The following is a 25,361-nucleotide window of genomic DNA, read 5'->3' on the forward strand; positions in this document are numbered from 1 at the left end:
GGGCATGCGGCCTCTCCGGGCCGACCCGCCCCAGCCGACCGGCCCCACCTGGGCAGGAAATACGCATCGAATAGCTCATTCAGCAGTCCTTCGGCGGATATTGCTCACTCATCAGACGCGGAAGCTCTATCCGCACCAAGCCCGAAGAAGCGGTCGAAGAACGCGCCGAGCTTGGTCAGCACGCGCTGCTTCTTATCGCCAAAGGCACCGCCGGAATTGAAACGCGATACTGGTGGAAGCACCCTCGTTATAGCCATGCCAGCAGTCTGGATAGCGCCATCACGGAAGGCAGCCTCGATAAACCTGCGGGTCTCGTCGGCTCGCAATCCCTCTTCAGCGATAATCTGGTTGAGTTCGGCCTCACGCTTGGCGGCGACGAACGCCAGCCACTCCTCATCGACCGCACTGCTGGCCGATACAGCGTCGACGAACGCCTCAACGAGATCCTTCTTGTTGCGCAGCGTCGGACTAGCGTCGACGGCGCGGGTGATCGCGGCGCGAATTTCCTTGTCTGTGCCGTCGCCCTTGGCGGCCTTGTACTTCTGAACCAGCATCAGGATGTAGTCGACGTTGATCTCGATCTGCTTGATCAGTTCGATCTCAAAGACGACGTCGTCAATTATTGATTCCTTGTCTGCGTCCTGAATCCGGTGGAATTCTGCATAGAGGTCAAGGTAGATGCTACGGTAGTCCTGAGCCTGGCGATCAGTCAGGACTTCGTTGCCGGCGAACTCATCGAAGCTGGTCAGGATGTTCTGCAGCCGCAAGATGGAGCCAAACAGGGCGATGAAGTACTTCTGCGCCTGTTCGCCAAGGATCTGCTGGCCGAGCGGGAACCGGTCGAGCAGTTCGGTTACCTTGTCTGAATATTCGCTGCAGTAGTCGCCATATGGCTTAAGCAGCACAATGCCGCCAGCGTCCTTGTTGCCGAACAGCGCAATGGCGTCGTTAGTCTCTTCCTCCAAGTCGCGAAAGCTAATGATATTGCCGTAGGTCTTAACCGAGTTCAGGATACGGTTGGTGCGTGAATATGCCTGGATCAGGCCATGGGCGCGCAGGTTTTTGTCGACCCAGAGGGTGTTGAGGGTCGTTGCGTCGAAGCCGGTCAGGAACATGTTGACCACAATGACCAAGTCGATCTCACGATTCTTCAGACGCAGCGACAAGTCCTTGTAGTAGTTCTGGAACTTGTCCGCCGAAGTGTCGAAACTCGTGCCGAACATGGAATTGTAATCTTGAATCGCAGCTTCGAGGAAGTCGCGCGATGACTTATCGAGTTCGCCGGTCTCGAACCCTTCTTCGTCGAGCGCCCCGTCTTCAATCGCCTCGTTGGCAGCGTACGAATAGATTAGGCCGACTTTTAGGCGACGATCCGGTAGAAGTGATTCCTGCTGGATTCTGAACTCGGTGTAGTAGAGCTTGGCAGCCACAATCGAGGCGGTTGCGAACAGGGCGTTAAAGCCGTGCACACGCCGCTGGCCCAGTGTGTAGTGCTCGGCGCGCTTCGTCTTCTGATTGAAGTGCTCCAGCGTGTACTCGACAACCTGCTGCACGCGGTCTGGCGCCAGCAAGGCCCGCTCGGTGTCGATGGCGGAAACCTGCTTGTCCTGGATTCCTTCCGGCAGCCTGATGGTGTTGACGTAGTCGATACGGAACGGCAGGACGTTCTTATCGTTGATGGCATCAACGACCGTGTAGGTATGCAGCCTATCGCCGAAGGCCTGCTCAGTGGTCTTGAGCTTCGGGTTGCCGCCGCTTCTGGCGTTGTCAGCGAAGATCGGTGTGCCGGTGAAGCCGAACAGGTTGTAGCGCCTGAAGGCCTTGGTGATGGCCCTGTGCATGTCGCCGAACTGCGAGCGATGGCACTCGTCGAAGATGATCACCATGCGACCGTCGTAGACCTCGTGGCCCTTGTTGCCCGAAATGAAGGTCGCGAGCTTCTGGATCGTCGTGATAATAATCTTGACGCTCGGGTCTTCGAGTTGCTTCTTCAGGACCCGGGTCGACGTGTTGGAGTTTGCTGCTCCCCTCTCGAAGCGGTCGTACTCGCGCATCGTCTGGTAGTCGAGGTCCTTGCGGTCGACCACGAACAACACCTTGTCGATGTCCGCAAGCCGTGAGGCCAACTGCGCGGCCTTAAACGAGGTCAGGGTCTTACCCGAGCCGGTGGTGTGCCAGACGTAGCCGCCCGCGGCCACGGTGCCGAGTTTCTTGCAGTTGGTCGACATCTCGATCTTCTGCAGGATCCGCTCGGCCGCCACGATCTGATAGGGGCGCATGACCAAAAGCATCCGGTCGGCAGTGAGGACGCAGTACTTGATCAAAATATTGAGCAGCGTGTGGCGCGCGAAGAAGGTCACTGCGACGGCCGTCAGATCCTGAATCGGCCTGTTGCTCGCATCTGCCCACCATGAGGTGAACTCGAAGGAGTTGCTAGTCTTCTTGGCCTTCTTGCTACCGGTCGTCTCCGAGATGTGCTGACGGCGAGTCGTGTTGCTGTAGTACTTCGTGTGCGTGCCGTTACTGATCACGAAGAGCTGCACGTAGTCGAACAGGCCTGAGCCTGCCCAGAAGCTGTCGCGGTGGTAGCGGTTGATCTGGTTGAACGCTTCGCGGATGGCCACACCACGACGCTTGAGTTCGATCTGAACCATCGGGAGGCCGTTGACCAGCACGGTCACGTCGTAGCGGTTGCCGTACTTTGCTCCGCCTTGGCCCTGTGCGATCTCGTACTGATTGATGACCTGCAGGCAGTTGTTGTGAATGTTGGTCTTGTCGATGAGCCGAACATTCTTGGTGGTGCCGTCGTCGCGTTTGAGTAGCTGAACGTAGTCCTCCTGGATGCGCACCGTCTTCTCGATGACGCCTTCCTTCTCACCAGCGATGCGCTCCTTGAAGAAGCTTTCCCACTCAGTTTCGGAGAACGTGATGTGGTTTAGAGCCTCAAGGCGGGTGCGGAGATTGGCGACGAGCTCTGCCTCCGAGTGGATCCGGAGGTACTCGTACTCCTGCGACTGCAGGAGCTTGATGAACTCTTTCTCCAGGTTCGCCTCAGACTGGTAGGCAGTAGCGGTCGTGGCGTCAGGGACATACTCTGCAACGACCGTGCTCTCGGAGCTGACTGCGATCGGCTCGATACGAGTGGTCTTGCCCTCGGTCATACCGACACTTCCTCGAAGGTCAAGAGTTTGTCGCGGTAGTACTCGAACTGCTTGCGACGAGCAATAAGCTCGTCACGCAGAGCCGATTCCAGTGCGGCGACAGTGCCAAGTACACGCAGCAACTCCTGCTGGGCCGACACTGACGGCAACTCGATCTGGAATGCTTCGAACTGCTCCTGCTTCCAGCGCCGGCGGCTCCTGGTTGAGCCGCGCTCAACGCCCGTAACCTCCGCTGACACCCGTTTGAGCGTGTACTCATCCTGGAAGTACAGCAGCAGCCATTCCGGTATTACGCGCGAATTATCCAGGTCGTATATCGGGAATTCGCTAGATACGACCCCATTGGCGAGTTCTGGAGTAACGACTGCAAACGACCCTTCGGTTACAAACATCCGGTTATAGATGAACTGTCCCGGCTTTACTCGATAGAGCGTAGTCCCCTTGATGGCGCTGCCAAGTTTCGGCTCGCGAGAGAAGGCGCCTTCTCCGTACCATTTCACGCCGAGATTCGTATATCTCTCGTCTGCTTGCACGAGCAATGGCTCGACATATGGAGTTGCTATCTCGCCCAGTCTTACATGCTCTGTGGTATTTGAACTTAGGGCTCTAATGTATGGTACTTCCGGAAGGATGCGTGCGAATGCGAGGCGCTGCTGTTTGCGGGCTTCCAACTCCGCAACCAGTTCTGCCTCCAACGATTGGAACGAGTCGAGCACTCTCACAATCTCGCGCTGCACCTCGATTGGCGGCAAGGGAATTCTGAGCCTTGCCAGTCCGTTGCTGGATAGCCGCTTTACCTTTGCACGCGCAACGAAAGCTTCCTTAGCTTTGTTGAAGGCATCTGACTGCATGAGGTAAACGACGAATTTTGGATCGAGCGAGGAGCGAAATATGAAACAGTCGTCGTGGACCGCCACTTGCTCAGTTCCGAGCCAGGCCACTGCCTTTCCGACGTCCTCGACCGTCTCGCCCACCGCTGCAATGATGACGTCGCCGGGGCGGGCAAACCGTAGCGTCGGCGCGAGGTCGGTACGTACGTGAGAGATCGTGTCCGATGTTGCGACTCCGTAATGCGTATATATTTCCCCGTAGTGGATGCTCGGCAGGCCCTCGTCGACTCGGTCAGCCTTGGTGAACCTACGTCCACGGATGAAGACTCCAACCTCGCCGAGTGGCTGGATGGGTACTCCCTTAGGGGCCAACTCCTTGATCAGGTCGTCGATCCGGCTCACGACCCGCCCTCCAGTTCGGTGACGATGGCATTGATCTGCTCCCGCAGTTCCTGCTGCCGCGTCACGAGTTGCTCAATCTCAGCGTTCAGTTTCTGGATGTCGACAGCCTCGCGGTTGTCCTCGCCCTCAACGTAGGAAGAGACTGAAAGGTTGTAGTCTGCCTTGGCAAGCTCGGCATTAGTCACGAGCTTCGCGAAGTGTGCAATATTCTCGCGTGCCGCGAAGGCATCAAGGATCTTCTGCTGGTTCACTGCGCTGAGCTTGTTCTTGCTGCCGGGGTGCACGAACTCGGCAGAGGCGTCGATGAATAGTACTGAGTTGTCCTTCTTGGACTTCTTCAGCACGAGGATGCAAGTCCCGATGCTGGTGCCGAAGAACAAGTCTGGCGGGAGCTGGATGACCGTGTCGACATAGTTATTGTCGACGAGGTACTTGCGGATCTTCTGCTCTGCGCCGCTGCGGTAGAGGACGCCTGGGAACTCAACGATGGCCGCCGTGCCGTTAACGGCCAGCCAGGACAGCATGTGCATCGTGAAGGCAAGGTCAGCCTTGCTCTTCGGAGCTAGCACGCCGGCCGGCGCGAAGCGCGGGTCGTTGATCAGTAGCGGGTTGGCGTCGCCCGCCCACCTGATCGAGTACGGCGGATTGGAGACGATCGCTTCGAACGGCTCGTCATCCCAGTGCTGCGGATCGATGAGCGTGTCGCCGTGCGCGATGTCGAACTGCTCGTAGTTCACATCGTGCAAGAACATGTTGATCCGGGCCAGGTTGTACGTGTTGAGGTTGATCTCCTGGCCGAAGAAGCCCCGTCGGACGTTCTCCTTGCCTAGAACTTTGGCGAACTTCAGTAGCAGCGAGCCCGAGCCGCAGGCCGGATCGTAGACCTTGTTGACCGACTTCTTGCCCATGACAGTGATACGAGCAAGGAGCTCGCTCACCTCTTGCGGTGTGTAGTACTCGCCGCCGGACTTGCCAGCATTCGCCGCGTACATCTGCATGAGGTACTCGTAGGCATCACCGAAGAGGTCGATGGCGTTGTCCTGGAAGTCTCCGAGGGGCAGGTCGCCGATGGCGTCTAGCAGCCTGACGAGCTTCTCGTTACGCTTGGCAACGGTGTTACCGAGCTTTGCACTGTTGACGTCAAGGTCGTCGAACAGACCCTTCAGGTCATCCTCGCTATCGGTGCCAACAGCTGACCCCTCGATGTTCGCGAAAACCTTCGCCAGCGTCTCGTTGAGGTTCTCGCGGAACTTCTCATCAGTGTCAGCCCGCCAGCGAACGTTGGCAAACAGCTCGCTCGGCAGGATGTAAAAGCCCTTCTCCTCAACTGTGTCTTTGCGGCCGAACTCGGCATCCTGGTCGCCAAGCTGGGCGTAGTCGAAGTCAGCGTCGCCAGCCTCGTGCTCCAGCTCGTTCAGGTACGCGGTGAGGTTCTCGGAGATGAACCGGTAGAAGAGCATCCCGAGCACGTAGCTCTTGAAGTCCCAACCATCCACGCTGCCTCGCAGGTCAGTAGCGATGCGCCAGATCGTCTTGTGGAGCTCGGCACGCTGCGCTTCTTTGGTCGTCGGAGCCATTACCGCGTCACCACCCTAGTCTTGAAACTGGTGCTGCAAGCTTCCGTCGGGCGGCTCATCGTCAGCTGATCTCCTTCACGCGGTGATCGTGCCTTGGTCTACAGGCCTCGTGGCTCAACCTAGCGGGGCGCGCTGACTGGTTCACTCCTTGCCGCGCTGCTGTCGTCACAAGTTGGTCGCCGGCGGCTTGGTAGGACGTTCGGAACCCACGCTTTGCTTGGTCAGCGCTGAGCAAGCTGGGAAGCCTCTCGGCGCCGAGGCTAAGCGGCAGCCTCACGTAGAGGAGCGGGGGCCAGGTCTAGTCAGCGCCCCCGCCTCGACCTAGCCACCTGTACCGTCTAGGCAGCGGAAGGTCGCCTGGTCCAACGGGCGGGCCGTGACCGACTGCTGTACAGCACGGAAGTACAGCAACACCGCCGCACAGCACCTGTCGTAGGCGCACGCCAGCACACGTCCGAGTGGGGCGCGCCAGCACCGACCTTGCTCGCGCAGGTAGTTCGGGACGAAGAGGTGCTGGTGGCTCGCCTGATTGGCTGAGCGAGCGCGAAGCGGGGATCTCGCGACCCCCAGCCCCCCGCGAGCCGGCGGGCACGCCCGCGCGAAACGGTCTGTCACACTGTCTCGCCGTTCGCGCGGGCGCGCCCTCCGGGACGTCGTGCGTGCTAACGCGGGTGCTAACAACGACTCTGGATGACCTCGGATTGGCGTGGATGCAGGGGAGGGTGCGCCGCTAGTCAGGGGATGGATGTGGACGGACCTGGATGCCCCTGATCTTTCTACGGATCAGACGGTGATGGGTTGCGCCCGACGATCGCCACAGCGTGATTAAGGTCAGCGCGTGGTTGGGGGCGATCGCTGCCGCGGGGCTTCCGGTGCTCGGGCCGTGGCCGGCCCTGCGCTCCGGGTCCCCTTGCCACCGGAGTATGCGGGTGCTGTTGCCGCTCCGAGCAGGCCGAGGATGCGCAGGTCGACCGTCATGGCAGCGGGCCATTAGCGGGCCATTAGCCAGGGTGATCGAGGGACATTCACGGTCACTTGCGGTACGACGCTGCGCCAGGTCAGCGGGATCAGCAGGCAAGATCGGGACTATTCCCAAGCTGACAGCGCGGGTTCGATTCCCGTCACCCGCTCACCACAAAGGCCCAGGCCAGGGACATGATCCCCGAACCTGGGCCTTGATCCTTTGTGGCTCAGAACGCCGTCGTGCAATTAGCGTGCAATTAGGCGACCGGCACCAGTGATCCCGCCGCTCCGTCGTCATCGTCGCCGTCCCGCTCCTGGGCGGCCTGGACGAGCGCGTTAAGCCCGTCCGCGATGGCACGGTCAGCGCTGTTGGATCGGTGCTGGTAGCGCAGCGCGGCCCGCTCGTTGTCGTGGCCCATGCGCGCCATCAGGTTGCGCAGCGAGACGCCCATGTCGGCCGCCAGGGTGTTGCCGGTGTGCCGAAGGTCGTGGAAGTGCAGGTTCGGGACGCCGAGCGCCTCCACCACCGGCTTCCATCGCGTGATCTTGTTGAAGCCGCTACGCCGCAGCGGGCCGCCCTTGATGCCCGTGAAGACGAGGGCGTCGTCATCCTTCTTGGTGTACTTGGTCAGGTGCGCGACCAGGTGAGGGACGATCGCATCGGGGATCGCGACCGTGCGTAGTCCTGCCCGTGACTTGGTCGGCCCGAGGGTCATCCGTCCGTTTGCCTGCTCGATGTAGGCGCCGCGTACGTGAACCTTGCGGTTAACGAGGTCGATGTCACGGCGCTTGAGCGCGGTCACCTCACCCCACCGCAGGCTTGCGAACGCGGCCAGGAGGATGAGCGCCCGGAGGCGATCGTCACGGGTCACGTCCGCGTGCCCGTCCTCCGCCAGATTCCACAGCACCCGTTCGGCTTCTTGCCTGGTCGCGAAGGTCTGTGGGAAGCGCCGCATGTGCCCGTTCTTGACCCTGTACCGAAGCCGGAACTCGCCGGAGTCCAGCTTGCGGATGTTGCCGACCGGCCGGACGCCGACCCGTTCCGCCAGCTCGAAGACCTGGGCCACGGTGAGGACGGGACGCTCGGGGGCTTCCTCGGTGCCAGCGCCCCGCACACGGCACGGGTTGCGAAGGAGAATCTTGTCCTCCTCCACCGCCGTCATGAGGATGGCCCGGAGCAGCCGGTACGCCTTGGCCGCCATGGTCGTAGAGACGCCGGAGCCGAGGAGCGTCGCCCGCCACTCGCGGATCATGGCCGTGCTCAGCTTGCCCAGCGCGACCCCGCCCAGGTGCGGCACGATGTACTTGTTGAGGAGCCAGGCGTACAGCTCCACCGTCCGAGGGCGCAGGCCCGCGCGTTGCTCGATCCACTGTGCGGCATAGTCGCCCACCTTGACCTTGGCCCGCTCAGGGTCGGTCCACTCGCCGCTGAGGATCTGAGCTTCAGCGAGCGTCAGCCACTTCTCGGCGTCGCTCTTGCGTGCGAAGGTCTCAGGCGCCGGACGCCGCTGACCATTCGGAGCGATGTAGCTCGCTTGAAAACGCCCAGACGGCAGCTTCCGGATGTTGCCGAAGCGACGGTGACCTGACTTGTTGCCCTTAGCCACTACACGGCCCTCCAGACGTCGGATGCGGTCATGGGCTCGACCAGCCCGGCCGAGACGAACTCCCGAAGCGAGGACTCGGGGATGCGGACGAAGCGCCCGAGCTTGACGAAGCGGATACGTCTCTCGGCGACGAGCCGCCGAGGGAACCGTGGTGAGGTGTTGAGGTACTCGGCCGTCTCGCGAGCCGCGATAGGGGCGTCGGCCCCGTGTACCCGAGCCGTGATCTGCCGCGTCCGTGTGTGGAGTTCATCGAGTTCCGCCGTGATCTCGGCGAGTTCCGCAAGCAGGATCTGACGCTCTTCCTCACTCAGCCCACCGCCCCGCCCCGTGTCACCGCTCTGCTGACGCGGCATGGCGAGCCGCACGACCTTGTCTCCCGAACGCACACGACCGCTCATGCCAACCACGGTGCCGTGTTGATCACGCCGCTCCCATGTCCTGGCACCGACGCAGCACTGAACTTGTCCTGCACCCGGACCTGTGGACGGCCTATACCTACTGCCACACTGGGCCCCATGGCTGAACTCAACGGCGTACCTGTCACCCCGGATGAGCTCAAAGCGCTAGCTCTTGTGAACTACGGACATTTCACGTCGATGCGCATGGAAGACCAGCGCATCAGAGGCTTTTCGCACCATCTAGAGCGACTTGTCCGGGACTGCCGCGTTCTCTTCGGCCACGAGCTGGACCGCCAACAGGTCCGGGAGTACGTCCGACAGGCCACCGCCGGACGAGACGGCGCATTCGTCGTCCGCGTGACGATCTACGACCCCGACCTTGAGCTAGGCCACCCCGGAGCCCAGGCCGAACCGAAGGTCCTCGTCACGACCCGCCCGGCCGGGGCTTGGCCGATGGCCCCGATCCGGGTGCAATCCGTCCCCTACGTGCGCGAGCTGCCCGAACAGAAGCACGTCGGCCTGTTCGGCGCCCTATGGCATCGCCGTAACGCTCAACTGGACGGATTCGACGACTGCGTATTCACCGACGCGGACCTGTACATCTCCGAGGGCGCAACCTGGAACATCGGGTTCTTCGACGGTCAGCACGTCATCTGGCCTAACGCCGAGGTTCTCCAAGGCGTGACCATGCGCCTACTGCATCAGGTGCACGAATTGACTTCCCTTGGCCCCGTCAATCTCTCCGACCTACCACGCATGGAAGCCGCATTCGCGACCAACACCGCCGTCGGCGTGCGCGCGATCACAGCCATCAACGAGGTTGAGTTCCCAGACGTCCATCCGGTTCTAGAGACACTTCGCAAGGAATACGAAGAGATCCCGGCCGAAGCCGTCTGAGCACCGCCCCGCTACGGAGAGCATGACATGGCCCCCACAGTCTCACGTTGGACCGGCAAGGAAGCACGTGCCCTACGCGACGCCAAGCGCGTAAGCCAGGTCGAGTTCGCGGCGGAACTCGGAGTAAGCGAACGGATGATCGTCAGATGGGAAAAGGGAAACGTCATCCCCCGGCCGATCAACCAGCAGGGCCTAGACACCGTCCTGGCCGCTTGCAGCCGCGAGGTGCAGGAACGCTTCGCGGAGATGATCGGCTTGACGACCCCAGCCGCTTCCGCCCAGGATCCGGGCGTGTCCTCAGAGCAGCCAGCAAGCCCCGAGCCCGAGCCGGACGTGCCCGTCGGCGACGAAGACCAGGCCAGGCACCCCATCGACGGGAAGTTGATGACGCTCGTCCCGGCGGGCGTCTACTTCGCCGGCGAGAACGCTGAGCCTACCTACCTCCCGGCGTTCTACATCGACGTGTTCCCCACCACGAACGCCGACTACGCCCGATTCGTCACCGCCACCGACCACAAGCCGCCGCAGCACTGGGAGAACGGCCAGATCCCCGACGGACTCGACAACCACCCGGTGGTCTTCGTCACATGGCACGACGCCCAGGCTACGCCCAGTGGTCCGCCAAAGCCCTTCCCAGCGCTCAGCAATGGGAAAAGGCAGCCAGAGGGACGCGCGGCGAAATCTATCCCTGGGGCAACCAGCGGACTCCCGCGAAGGTCAACTGCCGAGAGGGCGGTAAGCGCAGCACCACCCCCGTTGACTGCTACGCAAGTGGTGTCAGCCCGTACGGCGTCTACGACCTGTGCGGCAACACCTGGGATTGGTGCTCGACCGAGTCCGAGCCCGGCCGCTACGAGCTGAAGGGCAGCGCGTTCACGAGCCCCTTCCTGCGCTGCGCGCCATCCACGTTCAACGACGCCTCAGCGGACATGCTTGACGACGACACCGGCTTCCGCTGCGTGACCCCGGCCGAGACCATGCGAGCCCTACTCAACGTGAAGAGTCAGCCGACCAAGCCCTGATCACACCCAGTGGACCGGGCCGGATGAGAACTTTCTCTACGTCTTTAAAGGCGCCCGCTACGCGGCCGCCGGGGCCAGCCCGGGACGGCGGGCGTGCGGCCTCTCCGGGCCGGTCCCGCCGTCCCGCGCTGTCCCTGGCAACAGGGCGCCCGAGCGTAAGAGAGTGCAAGCGACCGGGCAACTCTGGGATGCTTCGGGTGTGCTCGGCGCCCGGATCTGTCTTGATCGTTTCAGCGACACGCCGGGGTCTCGGGGTCTACCGGAGGCTTGCTGAAATCGCAGTCCATGTACGGCCGCCCGTGCGCCAACCAGCCAGCGGCTTTACCATGGAATCTCATCGCCCCTACGAGGGTTCGCAACACAGCCCTTTCTATGGCGCGCATCTTGCGAGTCAGGTCCTCATTGCCCCTGCGAGGGTTCGCAACGTCAGCAGCCCGTCCAGGACCTCCAAGCGCGCCTGAGGTCCTCAACCCCTGGGAGGGTTCGCAACTTCTGTCATATTCTGCCTTTCGGGTTGGTTGGGGCTCGTCCTAATCGCCCCTATGCGGGTCGCAACGCGGTGTGCGCGACCAACAGCTCTCGCTCCAGATCCTCATCGCCCCTACGAGGGATCTCAGAACCACATCCGGGACGAGTCGGAAGGCGCTTGAGCGTGCGCGAACCAGGGGGCTCCGCCGCCCCCTGGACCCCCGCGAGCCGGGGCACTCGTTCGCGCGAAACGGTCTGTCACGGTTGCGCGCCGTTCGCGCGAACAAGCACCCCGGAGCGATGCGCGCCCGTGCCGCATGTGGGTCGTGGATGAGACGAACGGCCCAGGTCGGGCGCGGGTCGCCGTGCCATTAGCGTGCCATTAGGGGCGGACATTGAGGGGCACTCACGGTCACTGGAGGCACAGGCGATTGCCAGGTCAGCGGAGCCAACAGGCGTGATCGGAACTATTCCCAAGCTGACAGCGCGGGTTCGATTCCCGTCACCCGCTCCCACACAAAGGCCCAGGCCAGTGACTCTTCACTGACGCTGGGCCTTTCGCGTTCATCGGCCGCCGTGCCCGCTACGTGCCCGATGCCTCGCCGGAGCCGTCGCCCTTCTTCCGGCGCTTCTTGGCCTTCTTCTCCTTCTTGAGTTCGCGCGCGGCCGTCTTCCCGAGCGTCGAGGCGATCTCCCGGTCACTTTCCTTCCGCGCGTGCAGGTAGACCTGCGCTGCCCGCGTGGACGAGCGGCCCATCCGGCTCATCAACTCGGCGAGCGAGGCGCCCGACGCTCCGCGGCCGCCGGGGCCAGCGCGGGACGGCGGGCGTGCGGCCTCTCCGGGCCGGTCCCGCCGTCCCGCGCTGCCCCTGGCAGCAGGGCGCCCGAGCGCAAGAGAATGCGAGCGACCGGGCCGCTCTGGGATGCTTCGGATGTGCCCGCCACCGGAAGCGGTCTTGATCGTTTCAGCGACACGCCGGGGACTCATGCACTACCGGAGGCTTGCTGAAATTGCAGCCCATGCACGGCCGCCCGTGCGTTACCCAGCCAGCGGCTTTACCATGGGGGTCCTCATCGCCCCTACGAGGGTTCGCAACCGTGCGCGGCTTCGCGCAGCTGCTCCCACTCCACCCCCCGTCCTCATTGCCTCTACGAGGGATCTCAGAACCGCACCAGGACGAGTCGGAAGTCGCTTGAGCGAGCTCGAACTAGGGGCTACGCCGCCTTGTAGGCACCCGCTTGGCGGTCGCCGACGGCCGTGCCCGGCTCTGCGCGCCGGGCATGCGGCCTGTTCCATCCGGTCCCGGCGCGCAGCCCGTGCGCGGTCGCCCCAGCGCAAGTGGGACCCTGAAGCCCAGGCTTTTAACCGGTCGAGCAGCCTCCCCGCTTCCGGTGCCAAGGTCAGTTCTGTCGAGCCGCTCGATGGCCGGGATCGATGCCGCTGGCCGGTTCCCGACTTGTACGGGGCCCGCGCGGCGCCTCGTGACGGGCCAATGCGGGCAGGCAGGTGCTGCCCGTCCGCCGGGTCCCCTGCCCCCGCACAAGTCCGGAACCGTCCAGCTTCGAAGCGCAGGGAGTTGTCGGAATCGTCGCAGCTCCATGGTTCTGTGTTAGAAGCGCGGTGCCGCTCTGCGGCTTCTACCGGGAAATCGAAGGTCTTGCGGCTTGTCGCTTGCCCCAAGGCGGATGCGGGAGGCAACGCCAGTGATCACGGCAGCGCGCCCTTTTCGGCTGTCTGGATTCGCGCGTCCGGTTCGGGGGCGGTCTCGCGTTCCAATGTGCGGCCGGTGAATCCGTGTCGATGTGCGCCGATGACGATAGCGAGCGCCGGGAGCAGGAGCGCGAGTGTGATCCAGCTCAAGGAGGGGGGTCCCAGCACGTTGAGGGTGATACCGCCGATGATCCCGCCTGCGGCGATCGCGATGTTCCAGCATGTGGTGAGGAGTGCTTGTGCGACGTCGCCCGCTGGGCCTGCGGCGTCAGCGATCGCGGTTTGCAGCAGGGTTGAGGCGCCGCCGAACGCGAGTCCCCACAGGGCTGCACTGGCGTACACGAGGGCGGGGTTGCCAGAGAAGACGCTCAGGATGAGAGCGGCTGTGGCCAGGAGCGCGCAGGCCAGGATCATGAGCATGCGCAGGTGCCGGTCGATGAGCACGCCGGTGAGCCAGATGCTCACGAGCGAGACCAGGCCGAAGGTGAGCAGCACCGAGTCGACCTGACCCTCCATGTCGAGCGGGGCCAGGAACGGGGCGATGTAGGTGAAGAGGATGTTGTGCGCGAACACGAACGTCATCGTCACGATGAGGATCGGGGCGACACCGGGCAGACGGAACGTGTGGGCCAGCGGCAGTCGTGCGCCCTTGGATTGGCCGGGGAAGTCCGGAACGGTGGCGGTCACCCACACGATCAGCGCGAAAGTGACCAGCGTGATGACCCCGAACGCGAATCGCCAATCGACGGCCTTGGCGAGGAACGCGGCTGCGGGGACACCGACGGACAGTGCAACGGTCCCGCCCGCCATCGCGATGGCCATGGCCTTGCCGCGTTGGTGCGCGGGAACCATCCTCCGCGCGTAACCGGCAAGGAGCGCCCAGAGCATGCCGCCGACGATCCCGCCGAGGAACCGCGCGGCCAGGGTGAGCGCGAAACTGTCGGAAAGGGCCGTGACCGTGTTGGCGACCGCGAACCCGGAGATCGCGAACAGCAGGAGGTGCTTGCGCCGCCAGCCGATCGTGGCTCTCGTGAGAGGGACCGCCGCGAGAATCGCCCCGATCGCGAAGACCGTGACGCTCTGCCCCGCAGCCGCCTCGCTCACTCCCAGGTCGCGGCTCATCTGCGACAGCATCCCAGCGGGCATCGTCTCCGTCAGGAGCGTGATGAGCCCCGTGGCAGCCAGAGCCAGCAGACCCGCGAGCGGGAACCGTGCGTCAGCGGCGGAAGGGGGCGGTGATGTATCCGTTCGTGGCATACCCGATCATCAATGTGTGACATTGGTGTGAGGGTCAAGTCCGGCTGCATCGCAGCCCAGACGCGAAGGGTGTGGGGATGAAGATCGGTGAGCTCTCCCAGCGCACGGACACGCCGGTGCGGATGCTCCGCTACTACGAGGAACAGGGGCTGATCCACTCCGAACGGCTGCCCAACGGGTACCGGATCTACGAGGACTACGTTGTCGACCGGGTGCGGCAAGTGCGGGGCCTCCTCGAAGTCGGCCTGCCCACCCGGATCATCAAGCAGATCCTTCCCTGCCTGGACAGCTCAAGGGCGATATACCTGCCGTACGTCACCCCGGACATGATCGCGACACTCGAACACGAACGCGACCGTATGGCAGAGAAGATCGAATGCCTCACGAAAAACCACCGAGCCATCAACGACTACCTCGACGCCGTGAGCCGCGATATCCGAGACTCCTGATGAGACGCCCCAGTACGTCTTGAGCCGCCCGGGTTCGTTGAAGACTTGATCGAGCGGATGATCGAGTCATGGCACGGAAGCCCCCTACTTTCCTGAGTTGCGGCAGCGTGAGGTGCGTCCGCGGTACGACAACGAGATGGCCGCGATCAAGTCGGTGGCCTACAAGCCGGGCATCGGGTCCGCGGTGGCCATGCTGTACAGGCTCACGGATCACACGACCCCACACGCCGCCACCTGGGCGAGAGCGCTGGTAGCTCGGGACGAAGTGGTCTTGCAAACTCCGGTGCTAACAAACGGGCTCGGACGAGCCTGGGCGGTTGTGGGGTCGGCGAAATCAGGGGAGGGTTCCCGCGCAGGTCAGGGGACAAACGCTCCCCGGCTCAGCCCTAAGATCGCCATGGCGTGGTTGAGGTCGGTGCGCCACTGCGGGCGATCGCTGCCGCGCGGCTTCTGGTGCTCGGGCCGTGGCCGGCCCTGCGCTCCGGGTCTGCTTGCCCTCAGGTCACGGTCACTTGGGGTACGGGCGGAGGGCAGGTCAGCTGTACGGCAGCGGTTGGCGAAGCAGTGGCACGGGAGCCGGCGGAGCGGTTTGCAGCCATGGCGATCGCCGCTCACCACCGTCGGCGAAGGTCTCCCGTTAGAGTCCCCTAGCGACGCGGAAGCCGATGTTGCCTGCGGAACTGTCGGGTGTATTGGACGACCTGGCCGCGACGCGATAGCGGTTGCAGTAGGACGCGTGGCACATGTGCGAACCACCGCGCATCACCCGTGTCGTGCCCTCGGGTGGACCCACCGGGTCCCTGCGTGGCCCGGTGCGGTGGAAATCGGCGCTGAACCAGTCGGCACACCACTCCCAGACGTTCCCGGCGACGTTATAGAGGCCGTAGCCGTTAGGACGGTAGGACTTCACCGGCGCCGTGCCGAGATGGCCGTCCTCGCCGGTGTTGAGATTCGGGAAGTCTCCCTGCCAGACATTGCACATGTGCCGTCCGCCCGGGGTCAGTTCGTCCCCCCAGGGGTAGCGGCGCTGTTCCAGTCCGCCTCGCGCGGCGTACTCCCATTCCGCCTCGGTGGGCAGCCGGGTTCCCGACCAGGCGCAGTACGCCTGTGCGTCGTTCCACGAGACGTGCACGACCGGATGGTTCTGCCTGGAGGTGATGGACGAGCCAGGCCCCTCTGGCCGCTTCCAGAAAGCACCCGGGACGGCACGCCACCAAGGAGTCGCGTGGACAACCTGGGAAGCGCGCGTGTTCTTCTCACTGAGAAAGCTCTCGAAAATAAAGGAGAACCCGAATCGTTCGGCCTCGGTGACATGGCCGGTGGCCTTGACGAATGCGGCGAACTGGGTGTTGGTCACCGTGGTCGTCTCGATTCGGAAGGGGGTCAGCTCGATCCGCCGGACCGGCCCTTCTCCGTCGGCCCGGTAGCCCTCCTCGTCGTCGGTGCCCATGAGGAAGGGCCCGCCGGAAAGCTGGACCATGTGCTTGTGGCGCGGCGTGGCCGACCGCGGGGGCGCGGTCGGCAGGGTGCCCGCCGGCTCGCGGCCGGGGGTGCAGCAAAGGTCGTACATGGGTTCTCTCCGCTCGGCCAGATGACCGCGGCCCGCCCGCGAACGCGGGCCGCGGTCCTGGCTGTGTGGTCAGCTCTGGCGGTCCGCGGCGAGCTGAGCGGCCAGCGCGGGGATGCCGAGGCTCTGCTCGTCGGCGGGGCTCGCCTGGTAGAGCTTGTTGGTGAGCTGGTACGGGTCGTTGACGAGGTCGTAGTACTCCCGGAAAGTGACCTGTCCGGTGCCGGAGACGCTGCCGCTCGCGTCGGTGTGCAGGTCGTAGTACTCGACGTACTGCCTGTTCTTGGCGACGTAGGACGCCCAACTGTCCTTGACGCCCGCGGTGCCCTGCTTCCACCATTCGACCAGCAGGTGATCGCGGTTGAATCCGGACAGCAGCGACTCACCGTCCTGCGGCGTCGGGGAGGTGATCCCGGCGGCGGCCAGGATGGTCGGTGCGATGTCGATGTTGGCGACAATTCGGTTGTCCGTGGTCCCCGAGCCCAGGCCGCCCGCGGGCCAGGACAGGTAGAACGGCACCTCGTGGGCCGGGGAGTAGGGCGTCCCCTTGCCGAGGAGGCCGTGATCGGCCCATTGGAATCCGTTGTCGCCGATGTAGATGACCAGCGTGTTGTTGAGCTGGCCGAGGTCTGTGAGCTTGTCCTTGAACGCCTGCACGGCGTCGTCCACGGACAGCAGAGTCCGCAGTTGCCGCTGTCGCACCGCCCGGCCGTCGGCCAGCGTGTTGGTCGCGTTCTTGACATAGGCCGGCTTGTCACTCCGGTCGGCCTCGGGGACGGAAGGACGGCCGTTCCAGGACGGCACGACCGTGTCGGCGTACTGGGCGGCGGGAATGTTGGGCTCGTGCGAGGCGTACGGTGTGACATACGCGAACCATGGGCGCGTGTCGGTCGTGGATTTGCTCAGGAAGGCCAGCGTCCTGTTCTTGACGATGTTGGTCGTGTACCCGTTGATCGTCTGAACGGTGCCGTTGACGTTCCACTGGGCGTCCACGTATCCGGGCTGGAGCAGCGCCCATTCCTCGAAGTGCGGTGGGTTGTCGGCCAGCGTCCAGGAGTTGAGGTACTTCCCGAACAGCCCGGTACGGTAGCCCGCTTGCTTGAGGTGGTGCTGCACCGTCGTGCTCTGGTCCAGGCTGTGAGAGGCGGCGTTGTTCCGCACGCCGTGGTTGTGCGCGTAGCGTCCTGAGAAGATCGATGACCGCGAGGGGGCGCACAGCGGCGTGGTGACGTGGCCGTTGTTGTAGGTCACGCCGTGCCCGCCGAGCCAGGCGATGGTCTTCTGGATCGCCCAGTTCGTCTGCTTCGGGTTGTCGTCGGTCACGATCAGCAGGATGTTCGGACGGGCGGCCGCGGACGCCGTCCCGCCGATCCCCGGAAGCGCCGAGGAGGCGGCCGCCACCGCGGCCGCCGCGGCGGTGCCGGCGAGAAATTGCCGCCGACCGACCCCGCTTCCGCGCTCTTGCTGTTCCTCGTTCATGTTCCCCACTCCTCTCGCTGACGGCGACCTGCCGCCTCCGGACGAAAATGAATCACTCGATAGACGCACGGGACGCCGAGAAAGAGAAAGGGAAAACGGGCCCGCGGCACGAAGAAATTCGAGCCGCATCGGAAGGTGATCTCAAACCTGGAGCCCTGGATGCGAAATCACAGGGGGCCTGGCCGGCGGCATGGCAATGTGCTGCCGTTCCGACTGCTATAGGGCGAAGGGCGGACAGAGCGCGCTCGCCTGCCGCTTGAAATCGACATGCAGGCGAGCGACCAAAAAGTCACCCGAAGTCATAAGCGAACGGTAATGAACTGCCCCCCGCCGCGTCAATCCCGCGAGCTGACCTATTTCCGGAAGAAGGTGGACCCCGCGACCATGGGCCAATGTTGAGACGGCGTACGCCTACGCCTTAACTTCACAAGGGGGCGGCTATGCGCATTGGCGATTTCGCACAGAGTTTGGCGGGTGCCCGCAGATTCGAGCACGGCCGACGCGCCAGCCCCTCGGCCAGGCGCTCGCACAGCCTTCCGGAAGCCGTCTGAAGCGGCTTCGATACGAACAAAAACGATAGGAAAAGTAGAATAGATTGTCAACACTTCGGCTCAGGGCCATGTCGACCACTGTGGCGCACGCCCGAGCCGGGAAGCGACCAGGCCGCCCGCGCGCCGTCCAGCCAGCGGCTTTGGCATGGGTCCTCATCGTCCCTACGAGGGGTCGCAGCGGTGCCTCGTGACGGTGGATCAGGCTGCGCGCCGGTCCTCATGGCGCCTGGGAGAGAGCGGCGGGCGTGTTGGGAGATCGGTCGGCCGGCTCGTCGTCCCTGGTGGTGGGTGCCGGCCCGGGGCGATCCGGTCGCGTCCGGCTCGGGGGTGCAGGGTGGGCCATCGGCTCGGCTTCTTGAGCACTCTGGGGCGGTGCCGAACCGACTCGGGCTGTCACGCTGGTGCGGATGATCCGCACTCCCTTGAGGTAGGAGATGCGGCGCCGGCCACTTGCCGGGCACGATCGATGTCACCGCACCAGCATCGGCGACACGCCCGCCGGCCGCGTACCTGCCCTCTCAGGGCAGTACACCAGGCCCCGTTCGGACAGACATGTCGCGCCATACGGCGAGCAGCGCCTACGGCGTCGTTGATCGGAACCTGACGCTCAGCGCGGTCCCGAGAGAAGTGCCGCCTGGAGCCAGCGGCTGAACTCGGCGATCGCCTCCGGGATGAAGAAGTTGACGAGGTCGTCGTCGGGGTCGCGGAACGGCAGCGCCCGGTTGCCCCCACGGCATCGTGGTCGGCTCGGTGGCGAACTCGCCGACGTATCCGGTCAGGTCGCCGTGCGTCCGGTCCACATTGTCGGCGGGCCTGGACGCGCTCGGCGTGAAAGCGGTCCGGTGCGGGGTGCTCGCGATGGGAAACACGTCCCGATCTGCCGGCCGCGTGCTCACCCTCCTCGATCTGCTCCGGTCCGGCGGCACCCGGACGATCGCCGACCGCCCCGGCGGCGAGGGCGGACCGTCCGGCGGTATGTGGACCAGCTGCTCGACCTCGGCGTGCCCGTCGAGGCGGTGCGCGGCCGCTACGGCGGGTACCGCCTCGCCCGCGGGCGAGCGAGACGGCGGCGGCGAAGATCCGGCGGGTGCTCCCTCTCGCCCTTGCCCGCGGGCTCGACGCCGTCCTGGAGTCGCTCGCGTTTCACCCGGCCGTCCGGCGGGCCCGCCGCGTGCATCCGCGCCCTGGGCCGTCACTTACCGAGCGTCAGTACTTAACCGTAATGTGCACCGCATGGGCTACGACCTGCACATGACGCGGAAAGACAACTGGTCAGAGGAACTCGGAGCGGAGATCAGCACCGACGAGTGGGCTGAGGTGGTTGCGGCTGATCCTGACCTGGTTATGTGCCGAACAGCGCAGGCGGTCGTGGACGGTCAGGAGTTGACGTACGAGCACAGATGGTTGGCTCAGATGGTGACCCACCCCGAACGAGACGAGAAAGGCGCTTGGCTCGACTGGTCGAACGGCCGCATCGACGTGAAGAACCCCGATGACCTCCTGGTGGAGAAGATGCGTCAGATAGCCCGGAGGCTGAACGCTCGGGTCCAGGGTGATGACGGCGAGTACTACGACGAATTCTCCTCCAGCGGACGGCCAGGGTCGGCTGAGCGTGCGTGACTGGGGAACCCGTGGTTCCCAGACCCACTGAGGAGTCACCCGTTCGCGCAAACGATCACCCCGGAGCGATGCGCGTCTGCGCGGCCAGGTGTCGAAAGAACGACAGGGAAGCCGGGGGCCGACCCGATGCAGGTCAGCGGAGCGAAAGGCATGCAAATAAAAGGGTGTCAAGGGGGCGGTCGCGGCCACTCGTGGTGCGAGCAGAGGCCAGGTCAGCCGCCATGACGGCTTAGATCGGGTTGGTTCCCGAGCTGACAGCGCGGGTTCGATTCCCGCCACCCGCTCCCACCGCAAAGGCCCAGACCAGAGACCAGCTCTCCACCCTGGGCCCCGGCCTTCCGAAGACCCGCCAAGGGGCGCCATCCCCCGGGCGCCAGTGCCCCACCTGCGCCACCGTCGCGGCCCTTGAGGTGCCCATCCACGCGAACGAACCCTGACGTCACGCCCCGAGGACCGGGCCGGATGAGAACTTTCCCTACGTCTTCAAAAGTGCCCGCTACGCGGCCGCCGTTACCAGCCCGGGACGGCGGCGTGCCGCCTTTGCGGGCCGGTCCCGCCGTCCTGTGTCTCGGTTTGTGGGCCTTTGGCCACAGCAGTGCCCCCGCAGCGACTGCCGGACTCATGAGGAGCGCCAAACGCCTGCGACGAACCAGCGGTCTCACGCAGAACCTGGCTCGCAGCTAGCGCATTAGCCGACCGGGAATGTGTGTTGGTTGCCTATTCGTTCGCGGTGGGCTCGGTGCGCGAACGCACCGGCCGAGCGGCGAGGTGGTCACGGACGAGGTGGTGCGGTGGTGGTCGGGGCCTGCGATTTCACGGTGCCGGCGATCGCCGCCATGATCGCCGTCGAAACACTGAAGATGACCGTCATTCCCATGGCGGCGCCGTTGCCCTTCTGGAAGCCGAAGAGCCACTTGAGCTGACCACCGAAGGTCGTGGTCCCCCCTAGCGGCTGTACGAACAAGATCGCCACTACGTAGAGCATGCAGAGCGCGTACAGTGCCCACACGCCGGCGATCCTGCGGGCGAACGCCAACGCCGCTGCGATGAACAGCAACCCGGCGCCGATGGCGCCGCCGACCACGTTCTCCACCACCGGGCTCGGTGAGGGGTCGGCCGACCCGCCGACGGTGGCGATGTTGTAGAGCGCGAACCAGATGAGCATGCCGGCGCTGAGCAGCGCCAGGTTGCCCGCGGCCATCGCCGCCGCGGCATTCGCCCTCGGTTTGGGCGGCCCCGCGAACGGGCCTGGTCCGCCACCCCGCGGCGCGGGTCCGCCTGGCATCGGCGGCTGACCATACTGAGGAAACCCGGGCTGCGGTGGATTCGGTTGCACCCGCACTCCTCGCCTGTTCCGGCGGCACGGGACCGCCGCCTGTCGGTGTTCGTGATCATCAGAGCGAAAGTCCGCGAATGGTGGTTGGCCGGTGGCGGCACGCTGACTTCGCGGCGCGGCGACTGGGGCTGGGCTGCGGCAGCGTCGCGACCTGGCACCGTCCGAGCGGAACCGTCGCGAAGACCCTGGTTCGGGATCGCGGTGGCCATGTCGTCGATGGGCTGGACTGCCGAGAACTCGTAGCAGCCCAACGCGATATCGACCAGGTCGGCTGGGCCGGGCCTGGTGTAGCGCAAACGCGGCCGTAAGCGCACGCTCGGATCGCTGTGTTTCGACCTGCGTTGCTGGTCGAGCCATGTTGACCGTGCGGTTTCCTCATCTCAGCTCGAAGTATTCGTCGTGGTACAGGGCGTCGGCGGTGCCTTGGTCGGTCATGCCGGCCCGGTAGACCGCCTGCAACCTGTTGAGCCACCGGTAGCGTTCGGCCCCGGTCTCGAACATGCACGCTCCCACGATCTTGCCGCCGAAGCCCGGCGAGGTGTTCATCCGTCCGGTCCCGTACATGTAGATGAGCGCGTTGTCCTCGGTGACGACCCGGCCGCGCCAATCCAGTGTCCCGGTGCCGTCGGGACCGATGACGAACCAGTCGGCGGCTGCCCCCTGGAGACGGGCGGTGAGGCCACGGCCTTCGATGATCCCGTCTGTCAGGTCGATGATGACCCGGGTGCCCGCGGGTGTTCCGCCGAGGGTCGCGTAGGGAGCCGGTCGCCACACCCCCCGGAACAAGGGGGTGTGGGACGCCGGGGTGGAAGTCCCCGGCAGGTCGTGGACGATCTGCTTGAGCGTCAGCACGGGCCACCCTTTCTGCACTACTTTGACCCCCCAAGGTACTCGTTAACTTTGGAGTGTCAAGGTAGGGTCGGTGGATGCAGCGACGAGTGCGACGTGATCCCGGCGAGGCCAAGCGGCTCATTCTCCAGGCGGCCGAGCAACTGCTGGCCGACGGTGGGCTCGGCGCCGTGCAGGTAAGGGCTGTGGCCGCCAAGGTCGGAGTCACCGACGCCGCGGTGAACCACCATTTCGGCGGCCGCGATCAGCTCCTGGCCGCGCTGCTCAAACATGGCGGTGCCCGTGTGCGGCAACGCATCGGTCAGGTGGTCCAGGGTTGGATCAGCGCCGACGCCGACATCGGCGAACTCGTCCAGGCGCTCGCGGAGATCTACGCCGACGGTTATGCCGAACTGGCCCTGGCACTGCACCAGTCAGGATGGCGCGACCAGGGAAGCGGGATGCTGGACGAGGTCGTCGACGCACTCCACGAACGCATCACCGCCAGAGCACGGCAGCGCCACCGCCCCTTGCCCGACCGCCGCCGCACTCAGCTCACCGTCGCCGCCCTTCATCAGGCACTCGCGATGGAACCGATCGTCGGCCGGCAGTTCCGCCGCAGCGCGGGCCTGACCGGACCATCCCAGCAGGACACGGCGGACACCCTCACCTGGTGGCGGGATCTGGTGAACCACATGCTCGACCCATGAAGTGGTCGGCTCGCCCTGGGCGGGGGCTGGTCGATCTGACTTGCTCCTGCATGGTCGGGGTCTGATGCCCAAGCGATCCGGCAGCACCGTTCGCTGAATCGTGGTCGATGGCCTGGGTGCGGTAGCCCTCCCAGGCCGTCTTCACGTCCGGTGTGTGTCGTGTCCGTACGGCCTGAAAGTGCCGGCTCCAGGAAATCTCCGACCGGCGGCGGCGTCCTCGTGCACTGAGCAACCGATTCGACGAGCAGAGGAGCATGACATGTCTGACAGGCCGACTTTTGTGTACGTCACCTTCATCCAAGCCACGCCGGAGCAGGTTTGGCACGCGCTGACCGACGCCGATGTGACCGCCCAATACTGGGCCGAGCACAGCAATGTCTCCGACTGGCAGGTCGGCTCGGCCTGGGAGCACCCGCGCACCGACGGTTCCGGGATCGTCGACCTCGTCGGCACGGTCCTGGAGGCTGCGCCACCCAGGAAACTGATGATCACCCGGACCGGTCCGAACGAGGAGCGGCCCGACGGTCCCGGCCAGGTCACATTCGACATCGAGCCGCATGGCGACATCGTCCGGCTCACCGTCACTCACGAGAACCTGGCCGACCACGACGAACACGTCTCGGTCTCCGCCGGATGGCCGTCCGTGCTCGCCAACCTCAAGAGCCTCCTGGAGACCGGGCACGTCCTCTCGCAAGGGCCATGGGAAATGTACGCCGAGATGCGCGCCGCCCGAATGGCGCGCAACGACCCTCGGTAACCCCGCGGGCCTGATTCTTTTCCCTTGCTCTCGTCCAACCGCGGATTCGCGAAGGTGGCGAACAGGTTGAAGGCGCGTAGCCGGTTGACTTGGGCCGCGTTCACGTGCCCAGCATCGGTCAGCTTTTTCGCTGGCCTGCTCGGCCTGCGTACGTGTCGCGAGGGGCCCGTAAGCCTCACATGGCGCCGTCCTCGACTCGATAGTGCAGTCGGTACTTCCTAGCCTTCGGCCCCGAGGGTCGGGGGCACGCGATGCGGGAGACGGGCTGCTATGCCTTGCGCGGCGCCTGGGTGGGTGCTGGGCACGTCGGATCTGGGCCGGTGCGAAGTTCGTTCGGCAGCTGGTGATGAATGGGTCGTCGGTTCGATTCCAGCGGGCGGTTGCGTCTCAAGACCTCTTGAGCTGGAAGGGCTCGTGGGGGACTGCCGGGCTGGGCCGCCCCTGGAGTCGGTCCACATCTGGCCATTCGGGCAAATTCGGCGTCGGCTGAGGCGTCCTCATTGTGCAGATCGAACATGCGATGGTTCTTCATCGACTCTAGGTAGGTGCTCATCTTGCGACGAAAACCTCTGCTCGGGCCTGGTGTTCTCGTTCTCGCGATCGCATTGACCGTGAACCTCGTCACGGTCCGCGGCGCCGACGCCACGGAGAAGATCCGGCCGACCATCACGCTCGCGGCGGACAGGAACCCGCTCGACGTCGGCCATCGGACGGCGGTCGTGACCGGCACGGTCACCGCGACCATGCCCGATGGGAGTACCGGGCCGCTCGCCGACCAGCAGGTCGAGGTCACCCCCGATGTCGGAGCGAGCCAGCCACAGACGCTGACCACGGACGGCGACGGACACTTCAGCCTGTCCGTCACCCCGGACGACCGGTACACGATCGTGGAGGCGGCGATCCAGGAGACCGATCAGGTGGCGGCGGCGAGGGCGCCGCAACTGTGGCTGGAGGTCCGGCAGACCGCGGCCAGTGCTCAGTCCTGCGAGGTCACCCCCGCCCGGGTCACCAGGACCACACCCATCACGGTCACCGGCACCGTCACCTACGACACCGGCGCCGGGCCCGTGCCCTTGACCGGTCGAAACGTCGTGGTAAGGGATGACAAGAACTACCAGAGGCTGGGAACCGGTCCGCTGAACGCCGCCGGAGCATTCAGCGCCACGGTGCCGATCACGGCGGACCCGGGCTACCACCCCCTCTACGTGGCACCCGACATTCCGTCGGACGACCTCTACTTCTATCCGGTCAACTGCGGCAACTCCGAGGGCAAGGTTCCGGTTGTCCTCGCGCCTGGGAAGCCGCGGTTCGTGAACTTCAGTGTCGCGTTCAACGAGCCCGGACGAGCGGGCGTCTTCGGGGCCATCGAGAGCCCGCTGGGACCGAACGGCGAAGTGTTGTTCTCCGACATGGAGAATCTGCCCATCGTCATCGAGTGGTCGCGCAACGGCAGAAACCACTGGCGGCACCTCGGGCGGTTGACCTCCCTGAGCAGCAGCGGGGTCTTCGGCACTCGTGACCGGGGTCTCCCGGAATCGGACAGCGACCCGTTCCCCTCGCGCGGGGGGTACTTCCGAGCACGCTTCGAAGGAAACAACTTCCTCTACCCGGCGGCCAGCCCGGTGGTGCGCGCGCGGTAAGCAGGCGTGATGAGGCACAGGCCGGCATGAGCTTCGGAGCGCGGGGTCCTGGGTGGTCCTGCGCTCCGGGGCGTGGTCGCGTCGTCATTCGTGCTGAGGTTGAAGCACGAGGTCCGCGATCGCTGACTCTG

At 64.7% G+C, this 25,361-nt stretch carries 17 protein-coding genes and 1 pseudogene; 7 read left to right on the forward strand and 11 right to left on the reverse strand.

The window, feature by feature from the left end; genetic code table 11:
* Positions 1-104: 104 nt before the first annotated feature.
* From GNZ18_RS16500 to GNZ18_RS16520, 5 genes are all read right to left on the reverse strand, one after another.
* Positions 105-3,161, reverse strand: a complete 3,057-nt coding sequence (locus GNZ18_RS16500) for a type I restriction endonuclease subunit R (protein ID WP_156217335.1) — start codon at positions 3,159-3,161, stop codon at positions 105-107.
* A complete protein-coding gene (locus tag GNZ18_RS16505) occupies positions 3,158-4,393 on the reverse strand; it encodes a restriction endonuclease subunit S (RefSeq protein WP_216651317.1) in 1,236 nt (411 codons plus the stop codon). The genes GNZ18_RS16500 and GNZ18_RS16505 overlap by 4 nt, the downstream gene beginning before the upstream one ends.
* Positions 4,390-5,970 carry a type I restriction-modification system subunit M gene (locus tag GNZ18_RS16510; protein WP_156217336.1) on the reverse strand — a complete coding sequence of 527 codons (1,581 nt, stop codon included), beginning with the start codon at positions 5,968-5,970 and terminating at the stop codon, positions 4,390-4,392. Before GNZ18_RS16510 ends, GNZ18_RS16505 begins: the two co-directional genes overlap by 4 nt.
* Positions 5,971-7,190: 1,220 nt before the next feature.
* A complete protein-coding gene (locus GNZ18_RS41220; protein ID WP_156217337.1) occupies positions 7,191-8,540 on the reverse strand; it encodes a tyrosine-type recombinase/integrase in 1,350 nt (449 codons plus the stop codon).
* Positions 8,540-8,938, reverse strand: coding sequence for an excisionase family DNA-binding protein (locus GNZ18_RS16520; protein WP_246249887.1), 399 nt, complete (start codon positions 8,936-8,938; stop codon positions 8,540-8,542). Before GNZ18_RS16520 ends, GNZ18_RS41220 begins: the two co-directional genes overlap by 1 nt.
* Positions 8,939-9,055: 117 nt before the next feature.
* Here GNZ18_RS16520 and GNZ18_RS16525 point away from each other — a divergent pair, with 117 nt between their 5' ends.
* Both GNZ18_RS16525 and GNZ18_RS16530 read left to right on the forward strand, forming a co-directional pair.
* Positions 9,056-9,835 carry an aminotransferase class IV family protein gene (locus tag GNZ18_RS16525; protein ID WP_156217338.1) on the forward strand — a complete coding sequence of 260 codons (780 nt, stop codon included), beginning with the start codon at positions 9,056-9,058 and terminating at the stop codon, positions 9,833-9,835.
* Between the two features lie 27 nt (positions 9,836-9,862).
* Positions 9,863-10,857: pseudogene (locus GNZ18_RS16530) on the forward strand (SUMF1/EgtB/PvdO family nonheme iron enzyme).
* A 1,051-nt stretch (positions 10,858-11,908) separates the two neighbouring features.
* Here the strand turns inward: GNZ18_RS16530 and GNZ18_RS41225 are convergent.
* Together GNZ18_RS41225 and GNZ18_RS16540 are read right to left on the reverse strand one after the other, a co-directional pair.
* Positions 11,909-12,082, reverse strand: a complete 174-nt coding sequence (locus tag GNZ18_RS41225) for a hypothetical protein (protein ID WP_216651319.1) — start codon at positions 12,080-12,082, stop codon at positions 11,909-11,911.
* Between the two features lie 951 nt (positions 12,083-13,033).
* Entirely contained in the window at positions 13,034-14,158 is a 1,125-nt protein-coding gene (locus GNZ18_RS16540; RefSeq protein WP_246249888.1) for an MFS transporter, read from the reverse strand.
* A 212-nt stretch (positions 14,159-14,370) separates the two neighbouring features.
* On the opposite strand from GNZ18_RS16540, the gene GNZ18_RS16545 reads away from it, so the two are divergent.
* Positions 14,371-14,742 (forward strand): MerR family transcriptional regulator, encoded by a 372-nt coding sequence (locus GNZ18_RS16545; RefSeq protein WP_156217340.1) that lies wholly within the window; start codon positions 14,371-14,373, stop codon positions 14,740-14,742.
* A 637-nt stretch (positions 14,743-15,379) separates the two neighbouring features.
* On the opposite strand, the gene GNZ18_RS16550 is transcribed toward GNZ18_RS16545, so the two are convergent.
* Positions 15,380-16,312 carry a formylglycine-generating enzyme family protein gene (locus GNZ18_RS16550; RefSeq protein ID WP_156217341.1) on the reverse strand — a complete coding sequence of 311 codons (933 nt, stop codon included), beginning with the start codon at positions 16,310-16,312 and terminating at the stop codon, positions 15,380-15,382.
* A gap of 69 nt (positions 16,313-16,381) precedes the next feature.
* Complete coding sequence (locus tag GNZ18_RS16555) at positions 16,382-17,788, reverse strand: sulfatase family protein (RefSeq protein WP_156217342.1); 1,407 nt, start codon at positions 17,786-17,788, stop codon at positions 16,382-16,384.
* Between the two features lie 1,784 nt (positions 17,789-19,572).
* Between GNZ18_RS16555 and GNZ18_RS16565 the strand changes: the two genes are divergently transcribed.
* On the forward strand, positions 19,573-19,959 hold the full coding sequence (locus GNZ18_RS16565; RefSeq protein ID WP_156217343.1) for a hypothetical protein: 387 nt from the start codon (positions 19,573-19,575) through the stop codon (positions 19,957-19,959).
* Between the two features lie 772 nt (positions 19,960-20,731).
* On the opposite strand, the gene GNZ18_RS16570 is transcribed toward GNZ18_RS16565, so the two are convergent.
* Positions 20,732-21,160 (reverse strand): hypothetical protein, encoded by a 429-nt coding sequence (locus tag GNZ18_RS16570; protein WP_216651321.1) that lies wholly within the window; start codon positions 21,158-21,160, stop codon positions 20,732-20,734.
* 510 nt (positions 21,161-21,670) lie between these two features.
* The gene (locus tag GNZ18_RS16575) at positions 21,671-22,147 is read right to left on the reverse strand and encodes a DUF3237 family protein (protein ID WP_156217345.1); all 477 of its coding nucleotides are present in this window, start codon (positions 22,145-22,147) and stop codon (positions 21,671-21,673) included.
* Between the two features lie 74 nt (positions 22,148-22,221).
* On the opposite strand from GNZ18_RS16575, the gene GNZ18_RS16580 reads away from it, so the two are divergent.
* From GNZ18_RS16580 to GNZ18_RS16590, 3 genes are all read left to right on the forward strand, one after another.
* The gene (locus GNZ18_RS16580; protein ID WP_156217346.1) at positions 22,222-22,833 is read left to right on the forward strand and encodes a TetR/AcrR family transcriptional regulator; all 612 of its coding nucleotides are present in this window, start codon (positions 22,222-22,224) and stop codon (positions 22,831-22,833) included.
* A gap of 259 nt (positions 22,834-23,092) precedes the next feature.
* Positions 23,093-23,590, forward strand: coding sequence for an SRPBCC family protein (locus tag GNZ18_RS16585; protein ID WP_156217347.1), 498 nt, complete (start codon positions 23,093-23,095; stop codon positions 23,588-23,590).
* A gap of 545 nt (positions 23,591-24,135) precedes the next feature.
* Positions 24,136-25,230, forward strand: a complete 1,095-nt coding sequence (locus tag GNZ18_RS16590) for a collagen binding domain-containing protein (RefSeq protein ID WP_156217348.1) — start codon at positions 24,136-24,138, stop codon at positions 25,228-25,230.
* Positions 25,231-25,361: the final 131 nt, after the last annotated feature.

This window comes from Actinomadura litoris (genome assembly GCF_009733595.1).
Classification (GTDB): domain Bacteria; phylum Actinomycetota; class Actinomycetes; order Streptosporangiales; family Streptosporangiaceae; genus Spirillospora; species Spirillospora litoris.

Excerpts from the sequence above, each read along its gene's own strand:
- GNZ18_RS16525 (WP_156217338.1), top strand. The coding sequence starts at position 9,056 with ATGGCTGAACTCAACGGCGTACCTGTCACCCCGGATGAGCTCAAAGCG.
- GNZ18_RS16510 (WP_156217336.1), bottom strand. The coding sequence starts at position 5,970 with ATGGCTCCGACGACCAAAGAAGCGCAGCGTGCCGAGCTCCACAAGACG.
- GNZ18_RS16585 (WP_156217347.1), top strand. The coding sequence starts at position 23,093 with ATGTCTGACAGGCCGACTTTTGTGTACGTCACCTTCATCCAAGCCACG.
- GNZ18_RS16555 (WP_156217342.1), bottom strand. The coding sequence starts at position 17,788 with ATGAACGAGGAACAGCAAGAGCGCGGAAGCGGGGTCGGTCGGCGGCAA.
- GNZ18_RS16550 (WP_156217341.1), bottom strand. The coding sequence starts at position 16,312 with ATGTACGACCTTTGCTGCACCCCCGGCCGCGAGCCGGCGGGCACCCTG.
- GNZ18_RS16545 (WP_156217340.1), top strand. The coding sequence starts at position 14,371 with ATGAAGATCGGTGAGCTCTCCCAGCGCACGGACACGCCGGTGCGGATG.
- GNZ18_RS16570 (WP_216651321.1), bottom strand. The coding sequence starts at position 21,160 with ATGGCCGCGGGCAACCTGGCGCTGCTCAGCGCCGGCATGCTCATCTGG.
- GNZ18_RS16500 (WP_156217335.1), bottom strand. The coding sequence starts at position 3,161 with ATGACCGAGGGCAAGACCACTCGTATCGAGCCGATCGCAGTCAGCTCC.
- GNZ18_RS16540 (WP_246249888.1), bottom strand. The coding sequence starts at position 14,158 with ATGAGCCGCGACCTGGGAGTGAGCGAGGCGGCTGCGGGGCAGAGCGTC.
- GNZ18_RS16565 (WP_156217343.1), top strand. The coding sequence starts at position 19,573 with ATGGGCTACGACCTGCACATGACGCGGAAAGACAACTGGTCAGAGGAA.
- GNZ18_RS16580 (WP_156217346.1), top strand. The coding sequence starts at position 22,222 with ATGCAGCGACGAGTGCGACGTGATCCCGGCGAGGCCAAGCGGCTCATT.
- GNZ18_RS16520 (WP_246249887.1), bottom strand. The coding sequence starts at position 8,938 with ATGAGCGGTCGTGTGCGTTCGGGAGACAAGGTCGTGCGGCTCGCCATG.
- GNZ18_RS41225 (WP_216651319.1), bottom strand. The coding sequence starts at position 12,082 with ATGGGCCGCTCGTCCACGCGGGCAGCGCAGGTCTACCTGCACGCGCGG.